The organism is Micromonospora sp. U21 (assembly GCF_018070045.1).
GTDB lineage: Bacteria > Actinomycetota > Actinomycetes > Mycobacteriales > Micromonosporaceae > Micromonospora.
Genome location: NZ_JAGPYK010000001.1, coordinates 178,934 through 200,354, shown reverse-complemented (window position 1 = coordinate 200,354; position 21,421 = coordinate 178,934). Strand labels below are relative to the sequence as shown.

16 protein-coding genes are annotated in these 21,421 nt (G+C 74.0%); 9 read left to right on the top strand and 7 right to left on the bottom strand.

Going from position 1 to position 21,421, the window contains the following annotated elements:
* The first annotated feature begins 15 nt into the window (after window positions 1-15).
* From KBX63_RS01020 to KBX63_RS01005, 4 genes are read left to right on the top strand one after another with little or no spacing between them, the layout of a single operon-like run.
* Window positions 16-660 (top strand): amino acid ABC transporter permease, encoded by a 645-nt coding sequence (locus KBX63_RS01020; protein ID WP_210906861.1) that lies wholly within the window; start codon window positions 16-18, stop codon window positions 658-660.
* Window positions 657-1,526, top strand: a complete 870-nt coding sequence (locus KBX63_RS01015; RefSeq protein ID WP_210906859.1) for an amino acid ABC transporter permease — start codon at window positions 657-659, stop codon at window positions 1,524-1,526. The genes KBX63_RS01020 and KBX63_RS01015 overlap by 4 nt, the downstream gene beginning before the upstream one ends.
* Window positions 1,523-2,539 carry an asparaginase gene (locus KBX63_RS01010; RefSeq protein ID WP_307871573.1) on the top strand — a complete coding sequence of 339 codons (1,017 nt, stop codon included), beginning with the start codon at window positions 1,523-1,525 and terminating at the stop codon, window positions 2,537-2,539. Before KBX63_RS01015 ends, KBX63_RS01010 begins: the two co-directional genes overlap by 4 nt.
* Entirely contained in the window at window positions 2,536-3,279 is a 744-nt protein-coding gene (locus tag KBX63_RS01005; protein ID WP_210906857.1) for a copper homeostasis protein CutC, read from the top strand. Before KBX63_RS01010 ends, KBX63_RS01005 begins: the two co-directional genes overlap by 4 nt.
* 108 nt (window positions 3,280-3,387) lie before the next feature.
* On the opposite strand, the gene KBX63_RS01000 is transcribed toward KBX63_RS01005, so the two are convergent.
* From KBX63_RS01000 to KBX63_RS00985, 4 genes are all read right to left on the bottom strand, one after another.
* Entirely contained in the window at window positions 3,388-3,924 is a 537-nt protein-coding gene (locus tag KBX63_RS01000; protein ID WP_210906855.1) for a hypothetical protein, read from the bottom strand.
* Window positions 3,921-5,615: a SulP family inorganic anion transporter gene (locus KBX63_RS00995; protein ID WP_210906853.1), complete on the bottom strand. Its 1,695-nt coding sequence runs from the start codon at window positions 5,613-5,615 to the stop codon at window positions 3,921-3,923. Before KBX63_RS00995 ends, KBX63_RS01000 begins: the two co-directional genes overlap by 4 nt.
* Complete coding sequence (locus KBX63_RS00990) at window positions 5,612-5,950, bottom strand: helix-turn-helix transcriptional regulator (protein ID WP_210906851.1); 339 nt, start codon at window positions 5,948-5,950, stop codon at window positions 5,612-5,614. Before KBX63_RS00990 ends, KBX63_RS00995 begins: the two co-directional genes overlap by 4 nt.
* 142 nt (window positions 5,951-6,092) lie before the next feature.
* Window positions 6,093-8,534, bottom strand: a complete 2,442-nt coding sequence (locus KBX63_RS00985; protein WP_210906849.1) for a glycoside hydrolase family 2 protein — start codon at window positions 8,532-8,534, stop codon at window positions 6,093-6,095.
* Between the two features lie 348 nt (window positions 8,535-8,882).
* Between KBX63_RS00985 and KBX63_RS00980 the strand changes: the two genes are divergently transcribed.
* Complete coding sequence (locus KBX63_RS00980; RefSeq protein ID WP_210906847.1) at window positions 8,883-9,902, top strand: LacI family DNA-binding transcriptional regulator; 1,020 nt, start codon at window positions 8,883-8,885, stop codon at window positions 9,900-9,902.
* A gap of 23 nt (window positions 9,903-9,925) precedes the next feature.
* Here the strand turns inward: KBX63_RS00980 and KBX63_RS00975 are convergent, their stop codons facing one another.
* Complete coding sequence (locus KBX63_RS00975; RefSeq protein ID WP_307871572.1) at window positions 9,926-12,520, bottom strand: GGDEF domain-containing phosphodiesterase; 2,595 nt, start codon at window positions 12,518-12,520, stop codon at window positions 9,926-9,928.
* Between the two features lie 217 nt (window positions 12,521-12,737).
* Here KBX63_RS00975 and KBX63_RS00970 point away from each other — a divergent pair, with 217 nt between their 5' ends.
* Window positions 12,738-13,115 (top strand): PH domain-containing protein, encoded by a 378-nt coding sequence (locus KBX63_RS00970; RefSeq protein WP_210906845.1) that lies wholly within the window; start codon window positions 12,738-12,740, stop codon window positions 13,113-13,115.
* A 12-nt stretch (window positions 13,116-13,127) separates the two neighbouring features.
* Here the strand turns inward: KBX63_RS00970 and KBX63_RS00965 are convergent, their stop codons facing one another.
* Window positions 13,128-14,054 carry a 2-hydroxyacid dehydrogenase gene (locus tag KBX63_RS00965; protein ID WP_210906843.1) on the bottom strand — a complete coding sequence of 309 codons (927 nt, stop codon included), beginning with the start codon at window positions 14,052-14,054 and terminating at the stop codon, window positions 13,128-13,130.
* Between the two features lie 180 nt (window positions 14,055-14,234).
* On the opposite strand from KBX63_RS00965, the gene KBX63_RS00960 reads away from it, so the two are divergent.
* From KBX63_RS00960 to KBX63_RS00950, 3 genes are all read left to right on the top strand, one after another.
* Window positions 14,235-16,052 (top strand): SpoIIE family protein phosphatase, encoded by a 1,818-nt coding sequence (locus KBX63_RS00960; RefSeq protein ID WP_210906841.1) that lies wholly within the window; start codon window positions 14,235-14,237, stop codon window positions 16,050-16,052.
* Between the two features lie 92 nt (window positions 16,053-16,144).
* Window positions 16,145-17,317: a sorbosone dehydrogenase family protein gene (locus KBX63_RS00955; RefSeq protein ID WP_210906839.1), complete on the top strand. Its 1,173-nt coding sequence runs from the start codon at window positions 16,145-16,147 to the stop codon at window positions 17,315-17,317.
* A 61-nt stretch (window positions 17,318-17,378) separates the two neighbouring features.
* Window positions 17,379-18,947 carry a metallophosphoesterase gene (locus KBX63_RS00950; RefSeq protein WP_210906837.1) on the top strand — a complete coding sequence of 523 codons (1,569 nt, stop codon included), beginning with the start codon at window positions 17,379-17,381 and terminating at the stop codon, window positions 18,945-18,947.
* 37 nt (window positions 18,948-18,984) lie between these two features.
* Here the strand turns inward: KBX63_RS00950 and KBX63_RS00945 are convergent, their stop codons facing one another.
* Window positions 18,985-21,342, bottom strand: a complete 2,358-nt coding sequence (locus tag KBX63_RS00945; RefSeq protein ID WP_210906835.1) for a transketolase C-terminal domain-containing protein — start codon at window positions 21,340-21,342, stop codon at window positions 18,985-18,987.
* Between the last annotated feature and the right edge of the window lie 79 nt (window positions 21,343-21,421).

Sequence of the window (21,421 nt, the reverse complement as noted above, 5' to 3'; positions counted from 1 at the left end):
CAGCCTCCCGCGCCGATGGACGCCCTCACCGCCCACCTGAGCCAACTCGGCCACGGCCTGGTCACGACGGTCGAACTGACCGTCGTGACCACCGTCGGGGCGATGCTGCTGGGCATCGTCGTGGCCACCCTGCGAATCGCACCCGTCGCGCTGCTACGCGCCATCGGCACGGCGTACGTCGAGGTGCTCCAGAACCTGCCGCTGCTGGCGCTGCTGGTGCTCTTCGTCTTCGCGCTGCCGACCATCGGCATCTCGTTCCCGCTGTTCACGTCCGCCGCCATCGTCATCGCCGCCTACGAGGGGGCGTACCTGGCCGAGGCGATCCGGGCCGGGATCAACACGGTCGGCGTCGGTCAGGCCGAGGCCGCCCGCGCGATCGGGCTCACCTTCGGCCAGTCCCTGCGGCACGTGATCCTGCCGCAGGGACTGAGGGCGGTGATCCAGCCGATCGGCAACATCTGCATCGCGCTGCTGATGAACACCTCGCTGGCCGCAGCCGTCGGGGTGGTCGAGCTGACCCAGGCGGCCAACAACGTGAACCTCGTCGAGGCCCAGCCGATCGCCGTGTTCACCGGCGCGGGCCTCGCCTACATGCTGCTGGCGCTGATCATCGGTCAGGTCACCGGCCTGCTCGAGCGAAGGCTGGCGATCGTCCGATGAACCAGACCAGACAGATCCTCTTCGACGAGCCCGGCCCCCGCGCCCGAAGGCGGATCAGGATCGCCACCGTGCTCGGCGCGGTCGTCCTGGCCGGCGCCGTCGTCGCCGCGGTGCACCAGTTCGCCAGCCACGGCGAACTCGCCGCTGAGCGTTGGCAGCCGTTCACCACCTGGCCGATCTGGCGGTACCTGCTCACCGGCCTCTGGGCCACCCTGCGCGCCGCCGCCGCGACCGCCGTGCTCAGCGCCGCGCTCGGGCTGCTGCTGGCGCTCGGTCGGCTGTCGACGCGTCGGCCGCTCCGCTGGGCGGCCGGCGCGTACGTGGAGATCTTCCGGACCGTGCCCGCGCTGCTGCTGATCTACGTGACGCTGTTCGCCCTGCCGCAGTACGGGCTGAACTTCCCGCTGTTCTGGAAGCTCGTGGTGCCGCTGGTGGTCTCCAACTCGGCGGCGTTCGCGGAGATCTTCCGGGCCGGCATCCTGGCCCTGGACCGGGGGCAGACCGAGGCCGGCCTCGCGGTCGGGCTGCGCCGGGGGCAGGTCATGGCGCTGGTGGTGCTGCCACAGGCGCTGGTCCAGCTCGCCCCTTCCCTGGTCAGCCAACTGGTCGGGCTGCTCAAGGACACCTCGCTCGGCTTCGTGGTCAGCTACACCGAGCTGCTCTACAGCGGGCAGGTGCTCTCGTCGTACACCCACCTGCTGATCCAGACGTTCCTGGTGGTGGCGCTGATCTACCTGGTGGTCAACGCCTCGCTGTCGAAGTTCGCCCGCGTGCTCCAGGCCCGCAACGGCCGCCTCAGCGGCCGGCGCGGACGACGTACCGCGGACCTGCCGCCACCGCTCATCGAAGGGAACACGCCCCGGTGACCATTCCCCGCTACGCCGAACTGGCCCGGGTCGTCCGCAACGGCTTCGTCGAGAGCCGGCACCACGGCAGCGTCGTGGTGCTCGACCCGGACGGGGCGGTCGCCCTCGAAGCCGGCGTGCCCGACGAACCGGTGCTCCCCCGCTCCACCCTCAAGCCGGTGCAGGCGCTGGCGTGCCGCGTCGCGGCGACCGCCGGGACGGGCGATGCCGACCCGCTGACCGGTCCGGCACTGGCCCTCGCCGCCGGCAGCCACACCGGCGACGACCGGCACGTCGAGGTGGTCCGGACGATGCTCGCCGACGCGGGCCTGAACGAGGACGCGCTCGGCTGCCCGGTGGACTGGCCGGAGGACGAGCCAACCCGGGAGCGGCTGATCCGTGCCGGCGGACAGCGTGAGCGGATCCGGATGAACTGTTCGGGCAAGCACGCCGCGATGCTCGTCGCCTGCGTCGCCCGGTCCTGGAGCACGCACGACTACCTCGATCCCGACCACCCGCTCCAGCGGGAGACGGCAGCCACCATCGCCCGGCTCGCCCACACTCCGATCGCGCACCGCGCCGTCGACGGCTGCGGCGCTCCGCTGTTCGGCCTGCCGCTGACCGGCCTGGCCCGCACGTTCCAGGCGCTGGTCACCGCGCCCGCCGGCAGTCACGAGGCGCGGGTCGCCCAGGCCATGCGCCAGCACCCGGAGTATGTGGGCGGCTGGCACGGGCACCCCAACACCGACCTGATGCGGGCGCTGCCCGGCGTTCTCGCCAAGGGTGGGGCCGAGGGCGTGCTCGCGGTGGCCGCTCCGGATGGCCACGCGGTGGCGGTGAAGGTGGTCGACGGCTCACCCCGAGCCACCACCGCCATCGTCCTCGCCGCCCTGGACGCCGTGGGTGTACCGGTCGGCGGGGCCGACGCGCTGCGCCGGGTGCCGGTGCTCGGCGGCGGCGAACCGGTCGGCGCCGTCACCGCCGTCATCGATTGGACCCGGGCACCCTCTCGCACCGAAAAGGAAGAGTCATGAGCACATTCGAGATCTGCATCGACAGCGTCGAGGGGGCGGTCGCCGCCGAGGAGGCCGGCGCCGACCGGGTGGAGCTGTGCTCCGCGCTCTTCGACGGCGGGTTGACGCCCAGCCTGGGCACGATCGAGACGACCCTGCGCAGCGTCACCCGAATCCGGGTGCACGTGATCGTCCGGCCGCGGGCGGGCGACTTCATCTACTCGCCGCTGGAAATCGAGGCGATGGAGCGGGACGTGCGGGCCGCGGTGGCGGCCGGCGCGCACGGCATCGTGATCGGTGCGCTGACCGCCGAGGGTGACGTCGACGTGCCGACGACCCGTCGGCTGATCGCCGCCGCCGGTGGCGCCAGCATCACCTTCCACCGCGCGTTCGACATGACCCGCAACCCGTACGCGGCCCTGGAGCAGCTGGTCGAGCTGGGAGTGCACCGGGTGCTCACCTCGGGTCAGGAGGTCAGCGTGCTGGAGGGTGCTCCGCTCATCGCCGACCTGGTGCGCCGGGCCGCCGGGCGGATCGTCATCATGCCGGGCGGCGGGATCACCCCGCGCAACATCGCCCGGATCGTCGAGGCGACCGGCGCCGACGAGTACCACTTCGCGGCCCTGGTCAGCTCGGACAGCCCGGCGGTGCACCGCAACCCGGCGCCACTGATGGGTGGCACCCTCAACCGGCCCGAGTACGAGCGGTCGGGCACGTCGGGGGCCCTGGTCGGCCAGGTGCTCGCCGCCGCGCGGGCCTGACCCTCTGTTGAGCGGCGGGTCTGGAGGAGACTCCTTCGGACCCACCGCTCGCCCCCCGTCAGCGGATGGGCCACGCCGTGCCGTGACCCGGCCCGACGACAGCCGGCGTCAGTAGCCCACCAGGGCGATGAGCAGGGAGGACACCGCGGCGACCAGGAGCACGCCGCCGGTGCCGAGCCCGACCATCGCACTCACCGCCACGGCGCGGGCGCGGGCGACCGGGACCGCCGCGACCGCCGTCACGGTGACCAGGGCTGCGACCAGATGGATCAACGGGTACTCGATCAGCGCCGCCACCGGGAAAAGGTGCACGCCCACGACGAGGGCGACCCAGGCGGCGATCAGCTTCCGGCGCCCCAGCAGGGCGAGCAGCCCGGCGCCGACCGCGGCGACGCCGAACTCGACGCCGACGACGAGGCCGAAGGTGGGGCTGGTGTCGGCGTCGAACGCCGTACCGTCCGACCAGTGACTCCAGGCGAGCAGGGCCCCGGCGGCGGCCGTGAGCAGCGAGAGAACCGAACCGACGATGAGCACCGGCCGCCACGGCTTCAGGGGCGCCTCCTGCGCCCAGCCGAACCAGCTGGAGGCGAAGAAGCCGAAGACGAACGCCGTCGCCGCCGCGTCTCGGACATGTTCGGTGATCATTTCCTGCTCCCCGGGATGCGCGGGTCGTCCGCCGCGGAGAGCGCAGCCGCGCGGGCGTGCCGGATCGCGGCCGGGGTGTCCGGGAAGACCAGCCCCTCGCGGCGTAGGTCGTCGGCCACTCCGAGGGTGGCGAGGACCTGGTCGTGGGCGGGGGTGATGCCGGAGAGCAGCACGGTGATCCCGCGTCCGCGTAGTCGTCGGATCGCGTCGCCGAGGACCTGCGCGCCGGTGGCGTCCATGGTGGTCACCCGGGACATCCGCAGGATGACGACGCGGACGTCGGCGACCTCGGAGAGTTCGAGCAGGAAGGTGTGGGCCGCAGCGAAGAAGAGCGGCCCGTCCAGCCGGTACGCGACGATGTGCTCGGTGAGCAGCGCGTACTCCTCGGCGCTGTGTTCCCCGTGGTCGAGGGGCACCTGTTCCAGCCGGGCGCTGCGGGCCACCGCGCGCAGGGCGAGCACCACGGCGACGCCGACGCCGACCGCGACGGCGGTGACCAGGTCCCAGATCACGGTGACGGCGAAGGTGAGCACCAGCACGACCGCATCGCCCCGGGTGGCCCGGGCCAACGCCCACAGCGAGCCAGCCTCCACCATGCGGACCGTGGTGGCCAGCAGCACCCCGGCCAGGGCGGCGAGCGGGATCCGGCCGACCAGCGGCGCGGCGGCCAGCACGATCGCCGCGAGGGCGACGGCATGGGTGAGGGCCGCCAGCTTCGAGGCCGCACCGGCGCGGACGTTGACCGCCGTACGGGCGATGGCGGCGGTCGCCGGGATGCCGCCGAAGAGCGGGGCGGCGAGGTTGGCCAGCCCCTGACCGAACAGTTCCCGGTCCGGGTCGTGCCGTTCACCGACGGTCATGCCGTCGGCGACGGTGGCGGAGAGCAGGCTCTCCAGCGCGGCGAGCGCGGCGACCGCGAGCGCGCTGGGCAGCAGCACGCCGAACGCGTCGAGGTCGAGGAAGCCGAGCGAGGGCGCGGGCAGGCCTTGGGGCAGCGCGCCGATCCGGACCAGGTCGACCGGGAGGACCTCGACGAGGACGGTGGCGGCCCCCACGCCGAGCAACGAGAACGGCAGGCCGGGCCGCCACCGGGCGCCCAGCAGCATCAGCGCCGCGACGGCGAGGGCCACCGCGAGCGCGGCCGGCCGTGGGTGTACGACGAAACGGGCGACCGCGTCGGCGGCGACGGCCCAGACCTTCTCGCCGTGCGCGTCGGTGACGCCGAGCGCTGCTGGCACCTGTTGCAGGGCGATGACCACGGCGATGCCGGCGGTGAAACCCTCCAGCACGGGGGTGGGCAGGTAGCGGACGTACCGGCCCAGGCGGGCCACGGCGAGCGCGATCAGCACCAGGCCGGCCATCGCCCCGACCATGAGCACCCCGGTGGCGCCGAACTGCTGCACCACCGGCACCAGCACCACGGTCATCGCCCCGGTCGGCCCGGAGACCTGGAGGTTGGAGCCGCCGAAGACGGCGGCCACCGCGCCGGCGATCACGGCGGTGATCAGCCCGGCCTGGGCGCCCAGCCCGGAGGTGACCCCGAACGCCAGCGCCAGCGGCAGCGCCACCACCGCAACGGTGAGCCCGGCCAGCAGGTCCCGGCGCGGTGAACGGTGGACGGCCGCCCAGTCGGCTCGGCCCGGCAGCAGCCCGAGGAGCCGCTCGCGGGCGATTGGAATGACGCCGCTCACCCGTGCTCGCCGGTGGCGCGCAGTTCGTCGAGGAGGCCGTCCCGGTCGGTGAGGACCGCGCCGAGGATCCGCCGCCCGGCGGCCAGCAGGTCGGCGACGTCCGGGGTGCTGAGCGCGTACATGACGAGGGGACCGTCCCGGTGTGAGGTGACCATCCCGGCGCGGCGCAGCACGGCGAGCTGCTGGGAGAGGTTGGACGCCTCGACCTCGATCACGGCGAGCAGGTCGCGGACCGGCTTCGGGCCGTCCTGGAGCAGTTCGAGGACCCGGATGCGCACCGGGTGCCCGAGGGTGCGGAAGAGTTCCGCCTTCGCCTGGTACAGCGGGACCGACATGAACACCCTCCCCGATTGATACGAAGACTTTAGCACTTGAAGAAGTCTTCAATCGCTGGGCGCGAGCGCGCGGCAGTCCGCCCACGTCGTCGTCAACAAGGAGCCCCTCCTCCACGGAGGCGTCGAGAAGGGGCCCTTGTTTTCAGATGTCGTTGACGCAGCGCAGCACCGGGCGAGCGGTCAGCGCATTCTCGTCCAGAGGGGCGTCGGCACGCACCGTGAGGGTGACCGACTCGCCTGGCAGCAGGGTGACCAGCGCCTCGTCCACGGACGCCGACGGGTCCAGTCGGTCCGGGAAGAGGGTCAGGTCGCGCAGCACCGTACGGGCGGTGACCCGGACCCGCTGCCCGCCGTCGACCGGCTCGACCGTCGCGTCCCACGCCGCCGCCGGCCAGTCGACGTCCCGGTCCTCGGCGAAGAACCAGAGCGCCCGTTCGGCGCTCTCCCCCGCCTCGGCGACCAGCAACTCCCGCCGGGCCTCTTCCGGCCGGGCCAGCTCCGCCGACAGCGCCAGCGTCACCGCCGAGTACGCGGGGACGTCCAGCTCCATCGTGGTCTTCGCCCGGGGCTCGCCAGCGAGGGTCAGCCGGGTCACCGACGCCGACGCCCGCCAGGGCGTGCCACCGTCGTTCACCGCGACCAGCGCCAGGCCGCCGTCGCGGGGCTGGACGGTGAGCAGCCGGTCGGCGTACGCGCGGCGTAGCGCGTACCACAGGGGTTTGCGCCGGCCGTCGCCGTCGACGGCCGACCAGGAGGTTACCGGCCAGCAGTCGTTGAGCTGCCAGACGATGGTGCCGGCGCAGACGTTCCGGTGGGAGCGGAAGTGCTCCACCCCGAGCTGGATCGCCCGGGCCTGGTTGAGCTGGGTCAGGTAGTGCCAGTCGTCGAAGTCCGCCGGAGCGGGCAGGTGCGCGTCCAGGCCTCGCTGGAGTTTGGCGTCCCCGCCGGCGGCCTTCTGGTGGTGCGCCATGCCCGGTGAGTCGTGGGCGAGGGGCTCGTCGCTCAGTGCCCGGCGCAGCGTGGCGTACGCCGGCGGGCCCTGGTAGCCGAACTCGGCGACGAAGCGCGGCACGTACTCCCGGTACTTCGTGTAGTCGTCGGTGTTCCACACGTCCCAGATGTGCGTGGTGCCGTGCGCCGGATCGTTGGGGTGGATCTCCTCGGTACCCGACCAGGGGCTGCCCGGCCAGTACGGGCGGGTCGGGTCCAGTTCACCGACGATGCGGGGCAGTACGTCCAGGTAGTAGCCACGCCCCCAGGTGCGCCCGGCCAGCGGCTCCTGCCAGTCCCAGTCGTGCCAGCCCCAGATGTTCTCGTTGTTGCCGGTCCAGAGCACCAGCGACGGGTGGGGCGCCAGCCGGGTGACCTGTTCGGCGGCCTCGGCGGCCACCTCGCTGCCGAACGGCTCCTCCTCCGGGTACGCGGCGCAGGCGAACAGGAAGTCCTGCTGGACCAGCAGCCCCCGCTCGTCGGCGAGGTCGTAGAAGTCCGCCGACTCGTACCGGCCTCCGCCCCAGACCCGCAGCAGGTTGATGTTGGCCGCGGCGGCCTGGTCGAAGCGCCCGGCCAGCCGTTCCCGGGTGACCCGGTTGGGGAACGCGTCGTCCGGGATCCAGTTGACGCCGCGTACGAAGACCGGCACGTCGTTGACCGACAGCGCGAACGAGGTGCCGTGCTCGTCGGGGCTGGTGTCCAGCCGGACCGAGCGGAAGCCGATCCGCCGGGACCAGGTGTCCAGGGTGTCGCCGTCCGGCGCGTGCAGGGTCACCTCCAGCGGGTGGCGCGCCTGCTCGCCGTACCCCCGGGGCCACCACAGCGCGGGCTCGCGGACGGCGAGGGTCAGCACGGCCGTGCGCTGCCCGGCCGGGACGACCACCTCGGCGCGGACGCCGGCCACGGCGGCGCGGACGGTCAGCGGGACGTCCGCGACCCGCTCGACCTCGACGTGCACCTCGACCCGGCCGTCACGACCGTCCACGGTGACCAGCGGGCGGACGGTGGCCAGCCGGGCGGTCGACCAGGCGTGCAGGCCGATCTCCTGCCAGATGCCGGCGGTGACCAGGGTCGGGCCCCAGTCCCAGCCGAAGTTGCAGGCCATCTTGCGGATGAAGTGGAACGGCTCCGGGTAGGCGTTGGGCCGGTCGCCGAGCCGCTTCTGCTGCGCCTCGGCGTACCGGTAGGCGGAGTCGAACGTGACCACCAGGTCGTTGTCGCCGTCCCGCAGCAGCGGGCGGACGTCGAACCGGTAGCCCCGGTGCATGTTCTCGGTACGGCCGACCTCGACACCGTTGACGGTGAGGGTGGCGACGGTGTCCAGGCCGGCGCAGACCAGGTCGACCCGGTCGTGGTCGCCCGGCGGGCGGCGAAAGCTCGTCCGGTAGCTCCAGTCGGTGCGCCCGATCCAGGCCAGCGCCACCTCGTTGTCGTCAAGGTAGGGGTCGGGGATCAGGCCGGCGTCGAGCAGGTCGGTGTGCACGCAGCCGGGCACGGTGGCCGGCACGGACCGGTCGGCGATCTCCGCCGGGACCTGCGCTCCGGGTGCCGCCCGCAGGGTCCAGCCGTCGTGGAGTGCCTGTCGGCTCAAGATTTCACCGCACCTTCCATGATTCCGCGGACGATCTGGCGTCCACCGAGCAGGTGGGAACACTCGTCGGCATCGAGAAGCGTTGACTGAACCGGATAAGTGAGGCCACCGTACGGGCCGGTTCCAGGGGTGTCAACGGCTTGCTGCGGCGCGCTCGAGCACGCTGAACCGTGCAAGCACGCCGCATCCGGCGGCCGATTCGATCGTGGACGTTCGGTCGTCTTCCGCCGGCACCGGTTGCGCTAGGTTGAGGCCGCCGACACACCCTGCGGCACACTGACCGGCCGAGTGGTCGTGCCGGCAGCCAGAATCCCGGCCCCTGGGGGCGGAGAGTGAAGGAGCACGCCGGTGAAGCGGCCGACCATCGCCGACGTCGCCCGACGCGCCGGGGTGTCCAAGGGCGCCGTGTCGTACGCGCTGAACGGGCAGCCCGGCGTCTCCGAGGCCACCCGGCAGCGCATCCTGGCCATCGCCGCCGAGATCGGGTTCAGCCCGAGCAGCGCCGCCCGGGCACTCTCCGGCGCCACGGCCGAGGCGGTCGGCCTGGCCCTGTGCCGGCCGGCCCGGATACTGGGCATCGAGCCGTTCTTCATGGAGCTGATCAGCGGCGTCGAGGCCGAACTCTCCGCGCGCTCGTACGCGCTGACCCTTCAGGTGGTGGTCGACCAGGACGCCGAGATCGCGGTCTACCGGCGCTGGTGGGGCGAGCGCCGGGTGGACGGCGTGCTCGTCTGCGACCTGCGCACCGAGGACCGCCGCATCCCCGCTCTCGAACAGCTCCAGCTACCTGCGGTGGTGATCGGCGGGCCGGGCGGCACCGGCGACCTGGCCAGCGTCTGGTCCGACGACGCGGCCGCGCTGACCGAGGCGGCGGAGTACCTGGTCGCGCTCGGGCACCGTCGCATCGCCCGGGTCGGTGGGCTGCCCGACCTGCGGCACACCGAGATCCGTACCGAGGCCTTCGCGGCGGTGTGCCGGCGGCTCGGCCTGGTCGACGCGGTAACCGTCTGGTCCGACTACACCGGCGAGGAGGGCGGCCGGGCCACCCGCCGCCTGCTCAGCTCCGCGCAACGGCCCACCGCGGTCATCTACGACAACGACGTGATGGCCATCGCCGGGCTCTCCGTGGCGCAGGAGATGGGGCTCACCGTGCCGGGTGATCTGTCCATCGTGGCCTGGGACGACTCGCCGCTCTGCCGGCTGGTGCACCCGCCGCTGACCGCGTTGGGCCGCGACATCCCCGCGTACGGCGCGCACGCCGCCCGGCAGCTCCTCGCGGTCATCGCCGGGCAGCCCACGACCCGGGTCCAGGACGAGACGCCGCACCTCACCCCGCGTGGCAGCACCGCGCCGCCGCGGGACAGGTGAACCGGTTCACCCGAGGTGAGTGGTCAGCGGGACGTCGAGGGAAACTCCTCGAAGTACGCCTCGACCCGCTCGGCGGTCGCCGGCCGGGCCAGCGCGAAGCCCTGCCCGTACCGGCAGCCGGCCCGGTGCGCCCCCTCGACCTGGCTCGGTGACTCCAGCTCCTCGGCGACGATCTCCACCCCCAGCCGCTCGCCGACGTTGACCACCACGTCGATCAGCGGCGGCTGCCCGTCCGGTCGGGCGCCCACCAGCTCCGGGCCCACCTTGAGCAGGTCGATCGGCAGGCGGCGCAGCTGGGCCAGCGAGGCGTGTTCGGCCCGGAAGTCGTCCAGCGCGGTGCGGACACCCAGCGACCGAAGGCCGGCCAGCCGGGCCACCACGGTGGGTAGGTCGCCGCCGATCCTCGGCTCGGCCACCTCCACCACCAGCCGCTCCGGCGACACCCCGTACGCGGCCAGCACGGCCGCGGCACGCTGCACGAAGTCGGGCGTGGTCAACTCCCGGGTGGTGACGTTGACCGCCATCCACAGCTCCCGGGTGCCCGCCGACCAGTCGGCCAACTGGCGGCAGGCCCGGTCCAGCACCCACCACTCCAGCTCGCCGACCAGGTCCAGGTCCTCAGCGACCGGCAGCAGCTCGGCCGGGAGCACCGTGCCGAGCACCGGGCTGCGCCACCGCAGCAGCGCCTCGGCGCCCACCGGCTGCCGGCCGCCCAGGTCGAGCACGGGCTGGTAGACCAGATCCAGCTCGCCACGCGCCACCGCACCCGGCAGCTCCCGTTCCAGGTCGAGCCGGCGGACCAGCTGCTCCTCGAGGAACGCGTCGTACCACTCGACCCGGTCCCGGCCCAGCTGCACGGCCCGCCGGCGGGCCAGCTCGGCCTGGCGGAGCACGTCCGCCGGCCCGGCGCCGCTCACCTCGGCCAGCCCGATGCTCGCCTGCACCCGCAGCACCGACCCGGCCAGCCGGTAGGGCGGGGCGAGCGCCGTCAGCAGCCGGGTGCCCAACGCGTACGCCAGCACCGGGCCGACGGCGGTGACCACCGCGAAGCCGGCACCCGCGCAACCGGTGACCAGGTCGCCGGGGGCGACGACCGCGCGGGCCCGGCGGACCGCCTCGGCCAGCACGTCCTCCCTGGCCGCCGGGCCGATCCCGTCCGCGCCGTGCAGTTCGACCAGCAGCAGCGCGCCGGCCGGCGCCGGCACGTCGCCGATCGCGGCGAGGGCATCCAGCAGGGCAGCGCGGTCGCCCGGACCGCCGCCGCCCGCCGGCACGGACCGCGGGCTGAGCGCCGACCACGACACCTCGCCGTCGGGCGGCCAGGTCGAGCCGATGCCGTTCGAGCCGGCCGGCCCGTCGTCGGGCGCACCCGCCCGACGGTCCGGCGCGCCGAGCCAGCGTGACTGGGTCGCGCGGCGGTGCCGGACGGCCCGGCCGGCACGCCGACGGTGTGCGGCACGGCGGTCGGGGCTTGCCGTGTCACCGGCGCGGAGCAGCTCGCGCAGCACCAGTGGTGGCACCGCGGCCACGGCCAGCAGCACGCTCATCCGGTCCGGCGAACGGCCGGCGCCCAGGTGCAGGCCCGCCGCCAGCAGCAGCAACGCCGCCGGGAGCACCGAGCGGGGCCAGGCGGCGGGCTCACCCGCCGCCTCCACGCCGACGGCATCCATCGCGTCACCCGCGCCGAGCGCGGTGAGCAGCATCCCGAACACCAGCGGCGGTACGGCCAGCAGGGCCGCCCGACCGGCCGGCGCGGGCGGCAGGGTGGCCAGCAGCGCCAGCCCGACCAGGGTGAGCAGCACTCCACCCCGGCAGATCGCGGCGCCCGAGCGGCGATGCGGGCCGGTGAACGCACTGAGCGCGGCCATGCCCAGCCCGCCGAGCCCCAGCGCCGCGACCAGCCGGGCGGGCCCCGGCAGGAGGTCGCGGGGCAACAGCAGCCAGGCGGCCAGGGCCAGCCCCACGGCCGGGCCGGTCGCCTCGATCAGGTGACGCAGCCGGACCCGGGCCGATGGCCGTGTCCGGCCGGGGAGCCGGCGCAGTCCGGACGCGGACAGGGCTGTCGCGACCAGCAGCCCGATCAGCGCGGCGGTCCGGTGCCCGGTGTCGGCCAGCGGCAGCACGGCGGCGGTGAGGCCGGCCGCGACCACCGCCGCGTCGAGCAGCACGCCCGCCGCACGCCGGGCCGCGCGCCGCCGGGCGGCTCGCCCGGCCGGACGTGCCGCTGGCATCCCGCCGGTCGCATCCACGTCCGACACGGGCGGCGTGGGCACCGACGGCATCGTGGCGGCCGAACCGACCGCGATCGGCCCACCGGGCGGTGGATCGGTGCGCCAGGGTTCGGCAGTCGACGGGTCGGTGGGCGTCACCTCGCTGGGCGACGCATCGGTGGGCGACGCATCGGTGGGCGACGCATCGGTGGGGCGGCGGGTCGCCAGCCGGGAGAGCCGCACCCCGGCGAGCGTGGCGCCCGCACCACCGGCCAGCGCGATCACCACCGAGGTCGGGACCAGGTCAGCGGCACCGGCGAGGACGAGCAGCGCCACCGCCGCGGACACGGCGGCCTCCGGTGCCGCCCGGCGGGGCACGAGGAGGCGGAACGGGTACGCGAGGAGCACGGCGGTCGCCTTCGTGAGGGGGCACGGGGGCGGTGCGGCGGTGAGGGCCACCGGACGTTGCGGGTCCGCTGCCCAACAATCGAGAACGAACGGCGGCCAGATCGGTTACGCGTCGGTCACCCGGAGGAGCCAGTGACCCGTGTCACTGTACGGCCTGCGGCCCGCCCGGGCACCGCCCGCCGCGAGCCGGACTGGCCGGTGGTGGGATCATCAGAGGGTGAGTACGCCCGACACCGTCCGTTTCCGGTACAACCAAGCCATCCTGGTGGCCGCGGTCATCGCCTTCATCGGCGCCCTGCCGCTGGCCAACGCCCGGGCGTACCTGCTGCCGGTGCTGCTCGTCCCGCTCGCCGTCGGGGTGTGGGCCTGGCGGGCCGGCACCGACGCCGACGCCCGGGAGCTGCGCCTGCGGGCGCTGACGGGGCAGCGCCGGATCGGCTGGGACCGGGTCGTCGAGCTGGCCACCGACCCGCGCGGGCGGGCGGTCGCCCGACTCGACGACGGCCAGCAGGTCCTCCTGCCGGCGGTACGCGGCGCGGACCTGCCCCGGCTGGTCTCCGCCACCGGCCAGGAGCTTCCCGACGCGGCCGGCTGAGACCCGACCCCGTCAGTACCCGTCGACCACCGTGTTGATCAGCGGCTGACCGGTGGCGAACCGCCGCACCTGATCGCCGACCAGCCGGTAGGCCCGCGGCAGCAGCCCCCGCACCGACCCCGCCACGTGCGGGGTGAGCAGCACGTTCGGCATCGTCCAGAGCGGAGAGTCGGCGGGCAGCGGCTCCGGGTCGGTGACGTCCAGCGCCGCCGCGATCCGGCCGGTGCCCAGTTCGGCGACGAGCGCCTCGGTACGGGCCACCGGCCCCCGGGCCGCGTTGACCAGCAGCGCCCCGTCCGGCATCGCGGCGAGGAACTCCTTGTCGATCAGGCCACGGGTCTGGTCGGTGAGCGGCACCAGCACCACCACCACGTCGGCCTCGGGCAGCAGCCGGGGCAGCTCGTCGACGCCGTGCACCCCCTGCTCGGGCCGGGCGGTCCGCGCGACCAGGGTGAAGCTGACCTGGAACGGGGCGAGCCGGTCCCGCACCGCGGTGCCGATCGACCCGGCCCCGACGATGAGCACCCGCTTGCCGGTCAGCTCGTCGGTCGGGGCCATCTCGTGGAACGCCCACCGCCGGTCGGCCTGCGCCCGGACGAAGGCCGGGAACGCCCGCAGCTGGGCCAGGATCGCGGTGACGACCCACTCGGCGGTGGACGGGTCGTGCACGCCCCGGGCGTCGCACAGCGTGACCCCCGCCGGCATCCGACCGGCCCAGGCGTCCGCCCCGGCGGAGAGCAGCTGCACCGCCGCCAGATCGGGCAGCTCGTGCAGCAGGGCGGTCGCGTCCGAGCCGGCCAGGAACGGCGGCACCCAGAACCGCACGTCGGCCACTGCCGAGGGCAGCCGGTCGGCGTGCTCGACGACCTCCACCGCCACGTCCGGGGGCAGCTCGCCCACGAGGTTCAGGCCGGCCTGGTGCGGGATCCATACCTTCACGTCCGCCGACGATAGCCTCCGGCGCGGTGGACGGTGCGGGCACGGCGGCAAACGGGGATCGGAGGTGGCGACGCCGGCGGCGAGCGAGCCTCGGCACACCGATGTTCAGACCGGGCGCGGGCGAGGTATAACGAGGGGTCGGAGCGCAGTTCGGCCTCCACCCCGGCAGACAGGTTCGCGATGACCGACGGCTCCCCCGCCCGCCCCCGGCGCGCGATCGCCCCACCCCCGGCGCTCAGCGACCTGGCACGGCTGCGGGCGCTCGCCGAAACCGGGCTGAACGCCACCCCGGACGAGGCGTTCGAGCGGTTCGCCCGGCTGGTCAGTGACCTGCTGGACGTTCCGGTCGCGCTGGTCTCCCTGGTCTCCGCCGACCGGCAGTTCTTCCCGGGCGCGGTCGGGTTGCCCGAGCCCTGGGCGGAGCGCCGGCACACCCCGTTGAGCCACTCGTTCTGCCAGCACGTGGTGGACATCGAGGTGCCCATGGTGCTGCCGGACGCCCGGCTCTATCCCCGGGTACGCGACAACCTGGCCATCGACGACCTCGGCGTGGTCGCGTACGCGGGGATGCCGCTGACCGACCTCGCCGGCCGGGTGCTCGGCTCGCTCTGCGCCATCGACAGCAAACCGCGGGTCTGGACCGCCCGGCAGTTGCAGACGCTTGCCGACCTGGCTGCCGCCTGCTCGTCGGAGCTGCGGCTGCGGATCGCGCTGGACGGCGCGCAGGAGGACCGCCGGCGGGTCGTGCAGGCGCACGAACGGCTGGAACTGCTCGCCGGGGTGAGCGAGACGCTGGCCGGCACGCTGGACGTGGGCACGGCGCTACGCCGGCTCGCGGCCACCATGGTGCCGCTGCTCGCCGACTGGTGCCTGCTCACCCTGGTCGGGCCGACCGGCCTGCCCCGCGAGGTGGTCGCGGTGCACCGCGATCCGGCCCGGACGGAGGACGTCGACCGCTTCGCCAAGCTGCTACGTACCGGGCTGAGCCCGGAGTCGATCATCCGGGCGGTGCTGCGGACCGGCCAGCCCCGGCTCGGCGGCGTGGCGTCGCTGGCCGACGTGACGCGGGGGACCACGAACCCGGAGATGGCGTCGATCGCCGCCCGTCTGGGCATCGCCTCCTACCTGAGCGTGCCGGTGCGGGCCGTCGGCGGCACCGTGCTGGGCGCGATCACCCTCGTGAACGATTCCCGACGCCAGCAGTTCGACGACCGCGACCTGCTCACCGCGGTGGACATCGGCCGCCGGGCCGGACAGGCGATCGGCAACAGCTCGATGTACGGCGAGCAGCGGCACGTCGCCGAGGTCCTGCAGCACAGCATGCTGCCGCGGCTGCCGGTCGTACCGGAGCTGGAGCTGGCGGCCCGCTACCAGCCGGCGGCCGATCGGGTGGCCGTGGGCGGCGACTGGTACGACGCCTTCGTCCAACCCGACGGGGATCTGATCGCCGCGATCGGGGACGTCGCCGGGCACGACATCGAGGCCGCGGCGACCATGGGTCAGCTGCGCAACCTGGTGCGCGGCAACGCGTTCGGCCGGCCCGACACGGTCGGCGAGCTGATGACCCACCTGGACGGCGCGATGCGCGGCCTGCGGCTGCCGATCCCGGCCACCGCGACGCTGGTCCGGATCTGTCCCGAGCGCTCCGGCACCCGGGAGATGACGTGGTGCAACGCCGGGCACCCGCCGGCCCTGCTGGTCCGCGCCGGCGGGGCGGTGGAGATCCTCGAAGCGCCACCGGAGCCGCTGCTCGGCCTGGCTCGCCCGTCGCGGCGAACCAGCCGGTCGACCAGCCTGGCCGCCGGCGACACCCTGCTGCTCTACACCGACGGGCTGATCGAACGGCGGGACCGGTCCATCGACGACGGGCTGGCCGAGCTGGTGACCCGGCTGGCCGGCACCGACACGCTGCCCCTCGACAAGCTGTGCGACCTGCTGCTCAGCTCGATCCGGCACCGTGAGGACGACACCGCGCTGCTGGCCGTACGGGCCCGCTGAACGGTCCACCCGGGATCACCGGTCCCACCACCGGCGGCCGGTCGGATCCCGTCGGGCCCGGCCGAGGCGGCCGGCGGGCTACGCTGGGCCGGGTGAGCGCCCGTCCCCCGTACTCTCGCATCCGCCGCCTCCGCGCGGCCGTCGCGGCGTCCTGCGCGGCCCTGCTCCTCACCGCCGGTTGCAGTTTCGGCGAGCCGGAGCCGGACCCTGCCGGTGAGCCGCCCAACCTGCCGACCCCGTCGGCGTCGGCCAGCCCTGGCGGCGCCGGCCAGCAGGCGGTGGCGACCGTGCTCGCCAAGGGCCTGCGGGTGCCCTGGGCCATCGCCTTCCTGCCGGACGGCGGGGCGCTGGTCACCGAGCGGGACACCGGCCGGATCCTCCAGGTCGGCCCCGAGTCCGGGCCGGACGGGCTCCGGATCCGCGTGGTGCAGACGATCACCGACGTGGCGGCGGCGGGCGAGGGTGGCCTCCTCGGCATCGCCGTCTCCCCCGGCTACGACCGGGACCGGACGCTCTTCGTCTACTACACCACCGAGCAGGACAACCGGGTCGTCCGGTTGCAACTCGGCGGGCAGCCCACCCCGATCCTCACCGGCATCCCGAAAGCCAACGTGCACAACGGCGGCGGGCTGGGTTTCGGCCCCGACGGGCAGCTCTACGTCAGCACGGGGGACGCCGGGCAGCGCCCGAATTCCCAGGACGTGAAGAGCCTCGGCGGCAAGATCCTGCGGGTCACCCCGGACGGCAAGCCCGCGACGGGCAATCCGTACCCCGGCTCCCCGGTCTGGTCCCTGGGGCATCGCAACGTGCAGGGCTTCGCCTGGGACGCCGCCAAACGGATGTACGCCGTCGAGTTCGGCCAGAACACCTGGGATGAGATCAACCAGATCACCAAGGGTGGCAACTACGGCTGGCCGGAGGTCGAGGGGCGGGCCGGCGACAGGCGGTACACGGACCCGATCACCCAGTGGGCGACCTCGGACGCGTCCTGCTCCGGCCTGGCCGCCACGGATCGGCTGCTGGTCACCGGCTGCCTGCGCGGCAAGCGGCTCTGGGTGATGGAGCTGACCGACACCGGCACGTTGCTCGGGCAGCCGAGCGAGCTGCTCACCAACCGGTACGGCCGGCTGCGAGCGGTGGCCGCCGCACCGGACGGGTCCCTCTGGGTGAGCACCTCCAACCACGACGGGCGGGGCGACCCGGCGGCCGACGACGACCGTCTCCTGCGGGTGGTCTTCGCCGGTGGCGACGGCGGTCGCAGCTGATTCACGTCACCATCCGTTCAGGTTTGCCAAGATCCTCCGACGGGCAGGTCAGACTCTCAGCATGGACGGGCAGCACGACGAGCAGCACGACGACGCCGGTGACCGGGACGAGCCGGTGACCGGCGCTGCGCCGCGTCGGTCGGCGGGACGGCCGGCCGGCCGTCCCGGTCCCCTGCGCCGCACCGGAGTCATCCTCGCCGTGCTCGCCGTGGCCCTGGCCGGAGCGGTGCTCGGGGTGCTCGCCGGCGGCCGGGTGGACACCGACATCGGGCCGTTCCGGGCCAACCTCACCCTCACCCCAGCCAGCGCCGGCGGCACCACCGTCGACGTGCCGCCACTCGGCGCGCTCCTGCTCGACAGCCACGACGGGCCGACGCACCTCACCGTGCGACTCGGCGCACTGGACCAGGGGCGCACCGAGGCGCTGATCGACGACCCGGCCAGCATCAGCCGGGCCAGCCAAAGCGCCGTCGAGGACGTCCGGTCCGGGGTGATGCGGCTCGGCCTGCGAACCCTCGCCTCGGCGGTGCTGGTCACCCTGATCCTGGCCGGGCTGGCCTTCCGCGACGTGCGGCGCACCGCCTGGGCGGGCGGGCTGGCCCTCCTGGTCACCGCCGGCAGCCTCGGCACAGCCGCAGCCACCCTGCGCCCGCAGGCGATCGAGGAGCCACGCTACGAGGGCCTGCTGGTCAACGCGCCGGCCATCGTCGGTGACGCCCGCCGGATCGCCAACGACTACACCAAGTACGCCGAGCAGCTGCAACGCATCGTCGGCAACGTCAGCCAGCTCTACACCACGGTGTCGGCGCTGCCGGTGTACGAGCCGGCCCCGGGCACCACCCGGGTGCTGCACGTCTCCGACATGCACCTCAACCCGACCGGCTGGCAGCTGATCCGGACGGTGGTGGAGCAGTTCGACATCGACGTGGTGATCGACACCGGGGACATCACCGACTGGGGCAGCGAGCCGGAGGCGTCCTTCGTCGGCTCGATCGGCCTGCTGAAGAAGCCGTACGTCTTCATCCGGGGCAACCACGACTCCGGCCGCACCGGGGCCGCGGTGGCCCGCCAACCGAACGCGATCGTGCTGAACAACTCGACGACCACGGTCGCCGGGCTGACCATCGCCGGCATCGGCGACCCGCGCTTCACCCCGGACAAGAACACGTCCCCGGCCGGCAGCGGGCTGACCCAGCAGGTGGCCGACCAGGTCATCGGAGCCGGCGAGAAGCTGGCCGCCACAGTGCGCCGCTCACCGCGGCCGGTGAACATCGCGCTGGTGCACGACCCGGCGTCGGCCGGGCCGCTCGCCGGCACCTGCCCGCTGGTGCTGGCTGGGCACACCCACGCCCGGCAGGTCTCCAAGCTGCCCCAGGCACTCGGGCAGCAGCCCACCGCGCTGATGGTGGAGGGCTCCACCGGCGGCGCCGGGCTGCGCGGCCTGGAGGGTGAGAAGCCGACGCCGCTGTCGATGAGCGTGCTCTACTTCGACCAGCAGAAGATGCTCCAGGCGTACGACGACATCACCGTCGGCGGCACCGGGCAGGCCCAGGTGAACCTGGAACGGCACGTGGTGGACGGTCCGACCGCCGGGCCGTCCCCCTCGGTCACTCCCACCCCGACCCGCTGAATGCGGGCCGGGGGCCGCACCGTCGGGGAATCGGGGGTCAGCGCAGGGCGAGGGCGGCCAGGGCGGCGTTGACGATGCTGCCGGGCAGCAGGTCGTGCAGCTCGTACAGCTCGGCCACCGTGCCGGACTGACCGAACTCGTCCACCCCGAGGGGCACCGCCGGCGCGCCGAGCGCCGATCCGAGCCAGGCCATCGCGTGCGACGCGGCGTCGTGCACGGTCACCACCGGAACCCGGTCGGCGAACGCGGACCGCAGCGCACCCGGCACACTCGGCACCGTCGCCGTCCGTACGCCCTGGCGCAGGGTGCGCTGCCAGGCCCGGTAGAGCCGGTCCAGCGAGGTCACGTCCACCACGTGCGCGGCGATGCCCTCCTCGGCCAGCTCCGCGGCGGCGGCCAGCACCTCGGGCAGCACCGCGCCGGAGGCGGCCAGCTGCACCACCGGGGCGTCGGCCAGGTGCGGGTACGCCTGGTGCGCGTCGACCAGCCGGTACGCCCCGGCCACCACCTGCCGGCGCAGCACCGCGTCGCCGAGCCGCGCCCGGGCCGCCTCGAACGGCGCCTGGTCCAGCGGCCGGGTGCTCAGCCGGAAGTAGTACGCCCCGTCCTCGGCCGGCGCGGCGGTGGCGGCCGGGGCCGACCCGCCGGCGATCTGCCCGAGCGCGTCGCAGAGCAGCCAGTCCAGGCTGGTCGCGTACGCGGGCTCGACGAAGGTCACCCCGGGCAGCTCCAGCCCGACGGAGGCGGTGATGGTGGACTGGTGCGCGCCGCCCTCCGGGGCCAGGGTGATGCCCGACGGGGTACCGGCCACCACGAACCGGGAGCCGGAGTAGGTGCCGTACAGGAACGCGTCCAGGCCCCGCAGCACGAACGGGTCGTAGACCGTGCCCACCGGCAGCAGCGGCTGCCCGGACAGGTCCCAGGACAGGCCGAGCTGGCCGAGCAGCAGGAACAGGTTCATCTCCGAGATGCCCAGCTCGATGTGCTGCCCCGCGGGACTCTCCGTCCAGCGCAGCATCCGGTCCTCGGTCCAGGAGCGCTGCTCGGTGGGGGCGAACACCCCGGTCTTGTTGATGAACCCGGCGAGGTTGGTGGAGGTGGCCACGTCCGGTGCCGTCGTCACCAGGTAGCGGCCGACCTCCCGGTCCCGGGCCAGATCCACCAGCACCCGGCCGAAGACCTCCTGCGTGGAGATCGGCTTGTTGGCGCGTACGACCGTGCTCTCCGGGACGGTGACCCCCAGCGCCCGCTCGCGGGGCGCGCGGGACAGCGTCTCCCGGCGGGCGCCGGCCCGGATGCCGGCGGGTGACGCCGGGTCGAGCCGGTCCCACTCGGTCTCCCGGGTCAGCCCCTGCGCGGCGCGCAACACGTCGACCTGCTCGGTGCTGAGCAGCGCCGAATGGTTACGCGGGTTGCCGGCGATGGGCAACCCCCACCCCTTGACCGTGTACGCGAAGACGACGCTGGGCCGGTCGGTGACCGCGTCGCACTGGGCGTACGCGTCGAGCATCGCCTGGAGGTCGTGCCCGCCGAGGTCGGTGACGAGCGGGCCCAGCTCCTCGTCTTCGATGTCGGCGATCAACTCGGCGATGCCGGACGGTGCACCGTCCAGGAACTGCTTGCGCAGCACCGGGCCGGCCAACCCGAACAGCGACTGGTACTGCTCGTTGGGCATCGCGTCGATCCAGTCGCGCAGCGCCTCGCCGCCCGGCCGGGCGTACGCCTCGGCGAGCCGACGGCCGTACTTGACCTCCACCACGTGCCAGCCGGCCGCCTCGAACTGGCCGCGCCACTGGTTGATCCGGATGCCGGGCACCACCCGGTCCAGCGACTGACGGTTGAAGTCGACCAGCCACATGACGTTGCCCAGGCCGGTGGTGGCCGGGTCGGCGACCGCCTCCCAGATGTTGCCCTCGTCCAGCTCGGCGTCGCCGATCAGCGCGACGAACCGGGAGTGCGGGCGGGCGCCGAAGTGCGCGTCGACGTAACGCCGGGTGGCGGCGGCGAAGAGCGGCGCCGCCGCGCCGAGACCGACCGAGCCGGTGGAGAAATCCACCTCGTCGGGGTCCTTGGTGCGCGACGGGTACGACTGGAGGCCGCCCCGGGCCCGCAGCCGCGGCAGGTACGAGCGATCCAGGTTGCCGAGCAGGTACTGGATGGCGTGGAACACCGGGGAGGCGTGCGGCTTGACCGCCACCCGGTCCTCGGCGTCCAGGTGCGCGAACCAGAGCGCGGTCATCGCGGTGACCAGTGAGGCGCTGGACGCCTGGTGCCCGCCGACCTTCACCCCGTCGCCGGTGACCCGGTCGTGGTTGGCGGCGTCCACGATCCGGGTGGCGAGCCAGAGCACCCGCCGCTGGATCTCGTCGAGGACATCGAGGTCGTGGTCGTTCACGGTGACTCCATCCGGGCGTCGCCGTTGACGCCCTCGCGAGGGGTGTGGATCGCTCCGCTCGAGGCGGCAGTGGGTGTTA

Excerpts from the sequence above, each read along its gene's own strand:
- KBX63_RS01020 (WP_210906861.1), top strand. The coding sequence starts at position 16 with ATGGACGCCCTCACCGCCCACCTGAGCCAACTCGGCCACGGCCTGGTC.
- KBX63_RS01015 (WP_210906859.1), top strand. The coding sequence starts at position 657 with ATGAACCAGACCAGACAGATCCTCTTCGACGAGCCCGGCCCCCGCGCC.
- KBX63_RS01005 (WP_210906857.1), top strand. The coding sequence starts at position 2,536 with ATGAGCACATTCGAGATCTGCATCGACAGCGTCGAGGGGGCGGTCGCC.
- KBX63_RS01000 (WP_210906855.1), bottom strand. The coding sequence starts at position 3,924 with ATGATCACCGAACATGTCCGAGACGCGGCGGCGACGGCGTTCGTCTTC.
- KBX63_RS00990 (WP_210906851.1), bottom strand. The coding sequence starts at position 5,950 with ATGTCGGTCCCGCTGTACCAGGCGAAGGCGGAACTCTTCCGCACCCTC.
- KBX63_RS00960 (WP_210906841.1), top strand. The coding sequence starts at position 14,235 with ATGACCGACGGCTCCCCCGCCCGCCCCCGGCGCGCGATCGCCCCACCC.
- KBX63_RS00950 (WP_210906837.1), top strand. The coding sequence starts at position 17,379 with ATGGACGGGCAGCACGACGAGCAGCACGACGACGCCGGTGACCGGGAC.